Below are 10,190 nucleotides of genomic sequence, written 5' to 3'. Positions count from 1 at the left end.
GGGAGGGGGAAGCAGGCGAAGAAAGCGAAGAGGGGGGCATTGCGTGCGGCATGAAGATTCCTGAAGATGCGCCACAGATTATGTCATGGCGATGCCGGCCGCCTCGTTCAGGGGGCGTGCCGGTCTACGTCTTCGCCGCGCGTTCAGGGCATCTGCCGCCACGACGGCTCGCGCTTTTCCAGGAAAGCGGCCACGCCTTCCCGGGCCTCGTCGGTGCTGCGGCAAGCCGCGATGCGTTCAACGGTGTCGGCAATCAGCGCGGCGTCGATGGGCTGGCCGGCAAAGTCCCGCACCAGCCGCTTGCTGGCCTGGACGGCGTCGGGGCCGTTGGCGCACAGCGTGCGGCAGATCGCGTCGGCTTCGTCCCGCAGCCGTTCGGCCGGCACCACGTCGTGCAGCAGGCCCAAACGCAGCGCGGTGGCCGCGTTGAAGCGTTCGGCCGTCAGGAAATAGCGGTTGGCCGCACGCTCTCCCATGGCGCGGATCACGTAGGGGCTGATGGTGGCCGGCAGCAGGCCCAGGCGGGTTTCGGACAGGCAGAAGTGCGCGCTGTCCGCGGCGATGGCGATGTCGCAAGCCGACAGCAACCCCATGCCGCCGGCGTAGGCGTCGCCGTTCACGCACGCCACCACCGGCTTGGGGCAGGCCCAGATCGTGTGCAGCATGTCGGCCAGCCGGGTGGCGTCCGCGCGGTTGTCGGCGTCGGTGTGCGTGGCCATCTTGCGCATCCAGTTCAGGTCGCCGCCGGCGCAGAACGCCTTGCCTGCGCCTGTCAGCAGCAGTACGCGCACGCGGGAATCCTGGGCGGCATCCGCGACGGCGCGGGTGAGCGCTGCGATCAGCGTCTCGTCGAAGGCATTGCGCATGTCGGGCCGGTTCAGCGTCAGGCGGACGATGGCGCCATCGTGGGCGACATCCAGCGGGGCAGGCAGAGTCATAGGGGTCTCCCGTGTGTTGAATTTGGCTCAATAAGCGACGTTCGAATCTGTCGTGATTCTAGGGTTATTTCGGGTGCCGTGCGATTTATTCCGAGCGGTTATTGAGTTATCCTCAAAAAAATAATGGAGCGAGACATGAACCCACAATCAGGCGCCGCCGCTGATCAGCGTTATGCATCGGTGTTCCGGCCGGGGCTTTACGACGGCAAGACCATTCTGGTGACGGGTGGCGGCAGCGGGCTGGGGCGTTGCACCGCGCACGAACTGGCTGCGCTGGGCGCGAGCCTGGCGCTGGTGGGCCGCAAGCTGGACAAACTGGAGGCGGCGGGTGTGGAGCTGGCCCGCATTTATCCGGAAGCGGCCGGGCGCATCAGCCTGCACGCCTGCGACATCCGCGACGAAGCCGGCGTGCGCGACGCGGTCAGGGACGTACTGACGCGCCACGGCGCGATCGACGGCTTGTTCAATTGCGCCGGGGGGCAGTTCCCGGCGCCGCTGGACCACATCAGTTTCAACGGCTGGAACGCCGTGGTGCAGAACAACCTGCACGGCACCTTCCTGATGGCGCGCGAGGTCTATACGCAGCACATGCGCCAGCATGGCGGGGCCATCGTCAACATGCTGGCTGACATCTGGGGCGGCATGCCCGGCATGGGGCATTCGGGCGCGGCGCGCGCCGGTGTCTGGAACCTGACCGAAACCGCAGCCTGCGAGTGGGCGCACGCGGGCGTGCGCGTCAATGCGGTGGCGCCGGGCTGGATTGCATCCAGCGGCATGGATAGCTACGACGACAAATACCGCGCCGTGCTGCGCGAGCTGAAGACCAAGGTGCCGCTGCAACGGTTTGGAACCGAGGCGGAACTGGCGGCGGCGGTCGTGTTCCTGCTGTCGCCTGCCGCGGCCTTCATCAACGGCAGTGTCATCCGCGTGGACGGCGGCGTGCCCAACGCCCGGCATTCGTGGACCTTGCGGCCCGCCGAGCGCGGCGACGTCTATAGCGGCTTTCCTCAGTATGTGCCGCCGTCCTTGTTCGCGGACTCGTCGGATACGTCGGACGCCTGAAGGCGATGCAGCGCGTCGCGCACTTCTCCGCGGAACCGGGCCAGCGCCAGCGTGTCCTGGCGGGGCGGCTGCAGGGCTTGCCACAGGAAGCCGACCAACTGGTCGGCCGTGGCCGCGACGTCGACCCGCGTGCCGCGCAGGATGGCGTCCCACAGCACATGCTCCATCGGGCCATAGACCGACGAACGCAACAGCCGCAACGGCATGTCCCGGCGGATGTCGCCGTCTGCCTGGCCCTGCGCCAGGATGCGCATCAGCGGCGCGGTGTAGCGGCGCTGCAACCCGGCGTAGATGTCGCCGAAATCGTCATTGCGGGCGCGGCCTTCGGAGAGGATGAAGGCGCACAGCCCCGGCCCTTCGGCCAACAGGTGCCGCAGGTGCGTATGCACCAGGTAGTGCAATTGGGCGCGGGCGCCCTGCACGTGGGGAAGGCTGTCTTCGACCTTGCCGATGATCTCGTCGTACCAATCGCTGATCACCCGCACGCACAGTTCCCGCTTGCCGCCGAAGTAAGTGAATATCGTGGCTTCGGATACGCCCAGCCGCTGGGCGATCTCGGTCGTCGTGGCCGCCTGGAAGCCGGCCTCGGAGAACACCTGGCGCGCCATGTGCAGGATGTCACGGATGCGCTGTTCGGATTTGGCGCTGGCCGGGGGGCGGCGGATCGGGACGGCGGGGGTTTTTTCCATGCGGACGGCAAAGCGGCGGGTAGACGGGGCTTATTATTGAGCCAGGGTCAAGCAAGTTGAGCAAGCCCTGGATGATCCATAACAACATCAGAGACTAAACCATGCTGTCCCGAGCGGAATCCTACAAGCAGCTTGTGTCCCAATTCCAATGGCAGGTGCCGGCGGCGTTCAACATCGGGGTCGACGCCTGCGATAAATGGGCGGACGGCAGCGGACGCGTGGCCCTGATCTACGAAAAAAGCGACGGTGCGCAAACGCGCTACACCTTCGACGACATCAAGGCGCAGTCGAACCGCCTGGCGCACAGCCTGACGCGCCACGGCGTGCAGCGCGGCGACCGTGTGGCGGTGTACCTGCCGCAAGCGCCCGAGACCGCGGTGACGCACATCGCCGTCTACAAGATGGGCGCGGTGGCGGTGCCCCTGTTCACGCTGTTCGGCGTCGATGCCATTCAGTACCGGCTGGCCAACAGCGGCGCGGTCGCGCTGGTCACCGACACCGAGGGCTGCCGCAAACTGCGGGAAATTCGCGCCAGCCTGCCGGACCTGAAGGTCATCTATTGCATCGACGGCGAAGGCGAGGGCGGCACGGTGCCGTTCCATCCGGCGCTGGCCGCCGAATCCGCCGATTACACCCCGGTGGCCACGGCGGCGGACGACCCCGCCGTCATCATCTATACGTCCGGCACCACGGGCAAGCCCAAAGGCGCCCTGCATGCGCATCGCGTCCTGCTGGGGCACCTGCCCGGCGTGGAAATGTCGCACGAGTTCTTCCCCGAAAACGCCAAGCTGATGTGGACGCCGGCCGACTGGGCATGGATCGGCGGCCTGTTGGACGTGCTGCTGCCGTCGTGGCACCACGGCGTCCCGGTGCTGGCGCGCCGTTTCGAGAAGTTCGACGGCACCTCCGCCCTGGAACTGATGGCGCGCCACGGCGTGACCCACACCTTCCTGCCGCCCACCGCGCTGAAGATGATGCGCGGCGCGGCCTATCCCGACGCGGCGGGCCCCCTGGCCCTGCGTTCGGTGGCCAGCGGCGGCGAATCGCTGGGCGCTGAATTGATCGACTGGGGCCGCCGTGTGCTGGGCGTCACCATCAACGAGTTCTACGGGCAGACCGAATGCAACATGCTGGTGTCGTCGTGTTCGTCGCTGTTCGACCCGGAAATCGGCTCGATCGGCCGCGCCGCGCCGGGGCACCGGGTGGCTATTGTGGATGACCAGGGCGTGGAAGTGGCTGATGGACAAGAGGGCAACATCGGCGTATTGAGGCCCGATCCCGTCATGTTCCTGGGGTACTGGAACAACCCCGAGGCCACCGCCGAAAAATTCGTGGGCGACTACCTGCTTACCGGCGACCTGGGCGTGCGCGACGCGCAAGGTTTTATCCGCTTCGTGGGCCGCAACGACGACGTCATCACCAGCGCCGGCTACCGTATCGGTCCTGCCCCCATCGAAGACTGCCTGATCGGCCACCCCGCCGTGCGCATGGCGGCGGTGGTGGGCGTGCCGGACGAGCAGCGCACGGAAATCGTGATGGCCTATGTGGTACTGAACGACGGCTTCGACGGCGACGACGCGCTGATCAAGGCCCTGCAGGCGCATGTCCGCACCCGCCTGGCCGCGCACGAATACCCGCGCGCGATCCGGTTTGTAACCAGTTTGCCTACCACCGCCACGGGTAAGATCATCCGTAGGGAGTTACGCGATGGCCACTATGGTTGAGTCGGTCTCAACCCGTGACAAACTCGTCCATGTGGATGGGTTGACGGGTTGCCCAGCGCTGCAAGTATGATGGCGCAAATTACATACGGCCCCAGCTGAATTGGGGCCGTATCACCATTTGTCTAAGTATGGAGATAGCCCCAATGAATAAGCCATTGGATGGGGGCCTGGCAGCGTTGAACGTGCCGGCCTACGTCAAGCATCGCGGCCTGATCGACTGGGTGGCCAGTGTTGTCGCGTTGGCCAAACCGGATCGCGTCGTGTGGTGCGACGGTTCGCAAGAAGAATATGACCGCCTGTGCGAACAGATGGTCCAGTCCGGCACGATGCGCAGGCTGAATCCCGCCAAGCGGCCCAATTCCTTCCTGGCGTGTTCGGATCCCTCCGACGTCGCGCGCGTCGAAGACCGCACCTTCATCTGTTCGGACCGACCCGAAGACGCGGGTCCCACCAACAACTGGGCCGACCCGGCCCAGATGCGCGACACCCTCAATGGCCTGTTCGACGGCGCCATGCGCGGCCGCACGCTGTATGTCGTGCCGTTCTCGATGGGCCCGCTGGGCTCGGACATCGCCCACATCGGCGTGGAACTTTCCGACAGCCCCTACGTGGCCGTGAACATGCGCATCATGACGCGCATGGGCAAACAGGTCTACGACGTGTTGGGCGCCGACGGCGACTTCGTGCCCTGCGTGCACTCCGTGGGCAAGCCCCTGGCCGCCGGCGAAGCCGATGTGGCCTGGCCGTGCAACCCCACCAAGTACATCGTGCATTTCCCCAAAAGCCGCGAGATCTGGAGCTACGGCTCGGGCTACGGCGGCAACGCGCTGCTGGGCAAGAAGTGCTTTGCGTTGCGCATCGCCTCCACGATGGGGCGCGACCAGGGCTGGTTGGCCGAACACATGCTGATCCTGGGCGTGACGTCGCCCAAGGGCCGCAAATACCACGTGGCCGCCGCGTTCCCGTCCGCCTGCGGCAAGACCAACTTCGCCATGCTGATTCCGCCGCAAGGCATGGACGGCTGGAAGGTCACCACCATCGGCGACGACATCGCCTGGATCAAGCCGGGCGCCGATGGCCGCCTGCACGCCATCAACCCGGAAGCCGGTTATTTCGGCGTGGCCCCGGGCACCAGCGAGCAGACCAACTTCAACGCCATGGCCACCCTGAAGGCCAACGTCATCTTCACCAACGTGGCGCTGACCGATGACGGCGACGTCTGGTGGGAAGGCATGACCGACACGCCGCCCGCGCACCTGATCGACTGGCAGGGCCAAGACTGGACGCCCGCCATCGCGCGCGAAACCGGCCGCAAGGCCGCGCACCCGAACGCGCGCTTCACCGCGCCGGCCGCGCAATGCCCGTCCATCGATCCTGAATGGGAAAATCCCGAAGGCGTGGTTATCGACGCCTTCATCTTCGGTGGCCGCCGTTCCACCACGGTGCCGCTGGTGACCGAGGCGCGCAACTGGGTCGAAGGCGTCTACATGGCCGCGACCATGGGTTCGGAAACCACCGCCGCCGCCGTCGGGCAGCAGGGCGTGGTGCGCCGCGACCCCTTCGCCATGCTGCCGTTCTGCGGCTACAACATGAGCGACTACTTCAACCACTGGCTGAAGCTGGGCAAGCAGATGGAAGCCGCGGGCGCCACCTTGCCGCGTATCTACTGCGTCAACTGGTTCCGCAAGGGTCCGGACGGCAAGTTCGTCTGGCCCGGGTTTGGCGAAAACATGCGCGTGCTGCGCTGGATGCTCGGCCGCATCGACGGCCAATCCAAGGGCGTGGACCAGGTGTTTGGCATTTCGCCCAGCTATCAGGACATCGACTGGACGGGGCTGGAATTCACGCCGGACAAGTTCGATCAGGTCATGTCGGTGGACGCCGGCGCCTGGCGCGACGAACTGGCGCTGCACGATGAGCTGTTCGGCCAACTGGCCCAAGGCCTGCCCGAAGACCTGCCGGCCACCAAGATCAAGATCGAGGGGCGCCTGGCAGCCTGACCGCTGACTGTGTCCGAAAAGCCCGCGCGCTGCATAGGCGCGCGGGCTTTTTTCTTTCATGATGGCTTCCACCCTGCGCTTCGTGGGAAAGCGCGGTATTCGAGGAGTCATTGTGGCGAAGCCGAATTTGAAAACGTCCGTTGGCGATGTGGCCCTAGTGCCGACGCGAAACGCGGAGATGAAAGCGGGCTCACCGCTTTCTGAACCGAAGGCGCTACTTGGCGATATCAAGGCAATGATCGAGGCGGCTCGCCAACGTGCGGCGTCGGCGATCAACAGCGGATTGACGATGCTCTATTGGCGCATCGGGCAACGCATTCATGTACAGGTTCTGGACGAGAGGCGGGCCGACTATGGCGTCGGCGTGCTGCAGAATCTGGCGGCGCAGTTGGTCAAGGCCTACGGAGGCAGCTTTGCCGTGAAGAATCTGCGTCGTATGGTGCAGTTCGCAGTCACCTTCCCAGACGAGAAGATTGTCGTATCACTGATACGACAATTGAGCTGGACCCACTTTATCGCCCTGATCCCGCTAAAAGGGGCTCTTCAGCGAGACTTCTACGCGCAGATGGCTTGTGCTGATCGCTGGAGCGTTCGGACCCTTCGCGAGCGGATCGGCTCGATGTTGTACGAGCGCACGGCGCTGTCCCGCAAGCCGGACAGCTTGATCGCGCAAGAATTGGAGTCGCTGCGAAATGCCCAACGAATGTCGCCCGCTCTGGTGATGCGCGACCCCTACATCCTGGACTTCCTTGACCTTCGTGACACCTGGCAGGAAACCGACCTGGAGGCGGCCATCGTCCGTGAAATGGAATCCTTCCTGCTGGAGCTGGGGGGCGGCTTTGCCTTTGTCGCCCGGCAAAAGCGCATCCAGATCGACGACGAGGATTTTTACCTTGACCTCCTGTTCTACAACCGCAAGTTGCGCCGGCTGGTGGCGGTTGAGCTGAAAGTCGGAGAATTCAAAGCGGCCTACAAAGGCCAGATGGAGCTTTACCTGCGCTGGCTGGACAAGTTCGAACGCGAACCAGAGGAAGCTTCGCCGCTAGGCATCATCCTGTGCGCAGGCAAAAAGTCCGAGCAGATCGAACTGTTGGAACTGGACAAGTCAGGCATTCACGTTGCCGACTACCTGACCGCTTTGCCGCCGCGCGCCGTGTTGATTGAACGTCTGCAGCAGGCCGCTTGCCGGGCACGGTTGCAGATCGAACTGCGTGAGGCGGGCGAACGAGGCACAATGGCTTCATGAAACTGGATCCCGAAGACCTTGCCAAGATCAGCGCGCTGACGCTTGCGCACTACGAAGAGAACGCGGAATCGTTCGAGGCCGGCACGCGCGACCACGATGTCAGCCAGAACATCGGCGCGTTGTTGCGGCATATCCAGGGCCCGCCGCCCTATGACATCCTGGACCTGGGCTGCGGCCCGGGCCGCGATCTCAAGACCTTCGCCGCTTTAGGTCATCGGCCAGTGGGGTTGGACGGCACGCCCCGCTTTGTCGACATGGCGCGCGCGGCCAGTGGCTGCGAAGTCTGGCACCAGGACTTTCTACAACTGACCTTGCCCGCCGCACGCTTTGACGGCATTTTCGCCAATGCCGTCTTGTTCCACGTGCCCGGCCAGGAATTGCCCCAGGTGTTGCGCGCCTTGCGCGGCACGCTGAAACCGGGCGGCGTCCTGTTCACGTCCAACCCGCGAGGCGGCAATCAGGAAGGATGGAACCGTGGGCGCTATGGCGTCTATCACGACCTGGACGGATGGCGCAGCTTGCTGGCGGACGCCGGGTTCGAAGAGCTTGAACACTATTACCGTCCCGAAGGACTGCCCCGCGACCAACAGCCCTGGCTGGCCAGCGTCTGGCGGCGGACCGGCTAGCGCGGCCTCGACAAGGGCATCTGCACCAGGAAAAAGTCTTCCCGCGGCCCCCGGGCCGGGGCCGCGGTTTTCTTGGCAGGGCTCAATCGCCGTCAAAGGAAAACGTCGTACCGCCGGGGCGGGCATTGGCTCCCGCCCCCGTGGCGTCAGTGCATCTTGCCGTAGCGGCCGGCGTTGAAGTCCTGGATGGCTTCGACGATTTCCGCTTGCGAGTTCATCACGAACGGACCGTATCCCACCACGGGCTCATCGATTGGCTCGCCGCTCAGGACCAGGAACACGGCGTCGTTGTTGGCTTCGACCGTGATGTCTTCCCCTTCCTGCGAGAACAACGCCAGATGCGCGTCGCGGGCGACGGATTCGCCGTTGACCAACACCGTGCCGCGCAGCACCACCAGCATGCTGTTGCGGCCCGCGGCGATGGGGAACGTCGCGGCCTTGCCTGCGTTCAGGCGCACATCCCACACGTCCATGGGCGTGAAGGTGCGCGCCGGACCGGCCTGGCCCGCGAAGTTGCCCGCGATCACGCGCAGCGAACCCGCATCGTCCGGCAACGCCACCACGGGAATGTCCGCATTGAGGATGCCCTGGTAACCGGCCGCCGCGGTCTTGTCGCGGGCGGGCAGGTTGACCCACAACTGCACCATCTCCAGCTCGCCACCCGACCGGGTGAACGCGGGGGAATGGAACTCCTCATGCAGGATGCCCGAGGCCGCCGTCATCCATTGCACGTCGCCGGGACCGATGACGCCGCCGTTGCCGGTGGAATCGCGGTGCTCGACTTCGCCGCTGTAGACGATGGTCACGGTTTCAAAACCGCGATGGGGGTGCTGGCCCACGCCGCGCGGATGATCGGCCGGCTCGAACTTGGCCGGGCCGGCATAATCCAGCAGCAGGAACGGGCTGACGTTCTTGCCTTTATCGTTGTAGGAGAACATCGAGCGCACCGGGAAGCCGTCGCCCACCCAGTGGGGGCGGGGAGCGGCGTGCAAACCGAGGATCTTCTTCATGGCGTCTATTCCTATTGCGCGGCCCCTGCGGGACCGTTCGTCATAGGGTTAAAGATAAGGGCGGAACGATCGTTTCGGTAGTCCCCCTGCTTGGTAAGCACTGTTCCATGTATCGGACGATCAACGCTCATCCCTTCTGCCATCGGCGGGAGCCCGCCAGCTGACGTATCCTTGATTGATGGAACAACGCGTGGATGCCGCGCCGCAAGGGCGCAACGATCAAGTTTGGGGCTTTGCCCCCGTCGCAACCCCCGGTGCGCGGGTATTGGTGCTGGGCTCCATGCCCGGCGTGGCCTCGCTGAAACAGGCCCGCTACTACGCCCATCCTCGCAATGCCTTCTGGCCTATCGCGGCCCGCGTCCTGGGCTTCGACCCCACCGTGGACTACCCGCAACGCCTTTGCGCCCTGCAATCCGCGGGTGTCGCCTTATGGGACGTACTGCAAGCCTGCGAACGTCCCGGCAGCCTGGATGCCGACATCCGCCCTGACACGCTGGTCCCCAACGACTTCGCCGCCTTCCTGGCCGCCCATCCCGCCATCACCCGCATCTGCTTCAACGGCGGCAAAGCCGCCGCCCTGTACCGGCGCCACGTACTGCCTACGCTGGCCCGGGCAGACCTGAAATACCTGGACCTGCCGTCCACCAGCCCCGCCCACGCCGCCGCCTCGTTCGAGAAGAAACTAGCCGCCTGGCACAAAGCGCTGACCGCCTAAACCCCCAAAAGCGGCCTAGCCCCCATTCCCCACGTATGCCCGGCAAGGCCGCGCAGGGCGGCCTTGTCGGGCGGGCGCACCACCTCTTCCAGCAGCAATCCCTCCACACCAAAACGCCAAGCACCCAGCTCCCCCCAGCAGAGCCCGCATGCCGTTGCGCGAGCCGGGTGTCGCGGGGGC

The 10,190-nt window shown here is 65.2% G+C and carries 9 protein-coding genes; 6 read left to right on the top strand and 3 right to left on the bottom strand.

The genetic code is table 11. The features are described from left to right. Positions 1 to 143 precede the first annotated feature (143 nt). Positions 144 to 938, bottom strand: a complete 795-nt coding sequence (locus CQ050_RS30435) for an enoyl-CoA hydratase/isomerase family protein (RefSeq protein WP_105560548.1) — start codon at positions 936 to 938, stop codon at positions 144 to 146. Positions 939 to 1,073: 135 nt separating this feature from the next. Here CQ050_RS30435 and CQ050_RS30430 point away from each other — a divergent pair, with 135 nt between their 5' ends. Continuing rightward, positions 1,074 to 2,000 carry an SDR family oxidoreductase gene (locus CQ050_RS30430; protein WP_105560547.1) on the top strand — a complete coding sequence of 309 codons (927 nt, stop codon included), beginning with the start codon at positions 1,074 to 1,076 and terminating at the stop codon, positions 1,998 to 2,000. Here the strand turns inward: CQ050_RS30430 and CQ050_RS30425 are convergent. Further along, complete coding sequence (locus CQ050_RS30425) at positions 1,946 to 2,689, bottom strand: TetR/AcrR family transcriptional regulator (protein WP_105560546.1); 744 nt, start codon at positions 2,687 to 2,689, stop codon at positions 1,946 to 1,948. The two genes, CQ050_RS30430 and CQ050_RS30425, sit on opposite strands and share 55 nt — an antisense overlap. A 101-nt stretch (positions 2,690 to 2,790) precedes the next feature. On the opposite strand from CQ050_RS30425, the gene CQ050_RS30420 reads away from it, so the two are divergent. The 4 genes from CQ050_RS30420 (at position 2,791) to CQ050_RS30405 (ending at position 8,285) form a co-directional block, all read left to right on the top strand. Further along, positions 2,791 to 4,413: an acyl-CoA synthetase gene (locus CQ050_RS30420; RefSeq protein WP_105560545.1), complete on the top strand. Its 1,623-nt coding sequence runs from the start codon at positions 2,791 to 2,793 to the stop codon at positions 4,411 to 4,413. Positions 4,414 to 4,556: 143 nt separating this feature from the next. Further along, positions 4,557 to 6,413 carry a phosphoenolpyruvate carboxykinase (GTP) gene (locus CQ050_RS30415; RefSeq protein WP_105560544.1) on the top strand — a complete coding sequence of 619 codons (1,857 nt, stop codon included), beginning with the start codon at positions 4,557 to 4,559 and terminating at the stop codon, positions 6,411 to 6,413. A 178-nt stretch (positions 6,414 to 6,591) separates the two neighbouring features. Further along, positions 6,592 to 7,659, top strand: a complete 1,068-nt coding sequence (locus CQ050_RS30410; RefSeq protein ID WP_105560543.1) for a YhcG family protein — start codon at positions 6,592 to 6,594, stop codon at positions 7,657 to 7,659. Then, entirely contained in the window at positions 7,656 to 8,285 is a 630-nt protein-coding gene (locus CQ050_RS30405) for a class I SAM-dependent methyltransferase (protein WP_105560542.1), read from the top strand. Before CQ050_RS30410 ends, CQ050_RS30405 begins: the two co-directional genes overlap by 4 nt. A gap of 146 nt (positions 8,286 to 8,431) precedes the next feature. On the opposite strand, the gene CQ050_RS30400 is transcribed toward CQ050_RS30405, so the two are convergent. Next, positions 8,432 to 9,295 carry a pirin family protein gene (locus CQ050_RS30400; protein WP_105560541.1) on the bottom strand — a complete coding sequence of 288 codons (864 nt, stop codon included), beginning with the start codon at positions 9,293 to 9,295 and terminating at the stop codon, positions 8,432 to 8,434. 178 nt (positions 9,296 to 9,473) lie between these two features. On the opposite strand from CQ050_RS30400, the gene CQ050_RS30395 reads away from it, so the two are divergent. Further along, complete coding sequence (locus CQ050_RS30395) at positions 9,474 to 10,010, top strand: DNA-deoxyinosine glycosylase (RefSeq protein ID WP_105560540.1); 537 nt, start codon at positions 9,474 to 9,476, stop codon at positions 10,008 to 10,010. Positions 10,011 to 10,190: the final 180 nt, after the last annotated feature.

Source organism: Achromobacter sp. MYb9, assembly GCF_002975275.1.
In the GTDB taxonomy this organism is placed as follows: Bacteria; Pseudomonadota; Gammaproteobacteria; order Burkholderiales; family Burkholderiaceae_B; genus Achromobacter.
Note: the sequence above shows the minus strand (reverse complement) of the source record. Positions and strands in the feature narration are given on the sequence as shown.

What these genes read in the sequence shown, in the direction of transcription:
- CQ050_RS30435 (WP_105560548.1), bottom strand. Translation starts at nt 938, where the DNA reads ATGACTCTGCCTGCCCCGCTGGATGTCGCCCACGATGGCGCCATCGTC.
- CQ050_RS30430 (WP_105560547.1), top strand. Translation starts at nt 1,074, where the DNA reads ATGAACCCACAATCAGGCGCCGCCGCTGATCAGCGTTATGCATCGGTG.
- CQ050_RS30425 (WP_105560546.1), bottom strand. Translation starts at nt 2,689, where the DNA reads ATGGAAAAAACCCCCGCCGTCCCGATCCGCCGCCCCCCGGCCAGCGCC.
- CQ050_RS30420 (WP_105560545.1), top strand. Translation starts at nt 2,791, where the DNA reads ATGCTGTCCCGAGCGGAATCCTACAAGCAGCTTGTGTCCCAATTCCAA.
- CQ050_RS30415 (WP_105560544.1), top strand. Translation starts at nt 4,557, where the DNA reads ATGAATAAGCCATTGGATGGGGGCCTGGCAGCGTTGAACGTGCCGGCC.
- CQ050_RS30410 (WP_105560543.1), top strand. Translation starts at nt 6,592, where the DNA reads ATGAAAGCGGGCTCACCGCTTTCTGAACCGAAGGCGCTACTTGGCGAT.
- CQ050_RS30405 (WP_105560542.1), top strand. Translation starts at nt 7,656, where the DNA reads ATGAAACTGGATCCCGAAGACCTTGCCAAGATCAGCGCGCTGACGCTT.
- CQ050_RS30400 (WP_105560541.1), bottom strand. Translation starts at nt 9,295, where the DNA reads ATGAAGAAGATCCTCGGTTTGCACGCCGCTCCCCGCCCCCACTGGGTG.
- CQ050_RS30395 (WP_105560540.1), top strand. Translation starts at nt 9,474, where the DNA reads ATGGAACAACGCGTGGATGCCGCGCCGCAAGGGCGCAACGATCAAGTT.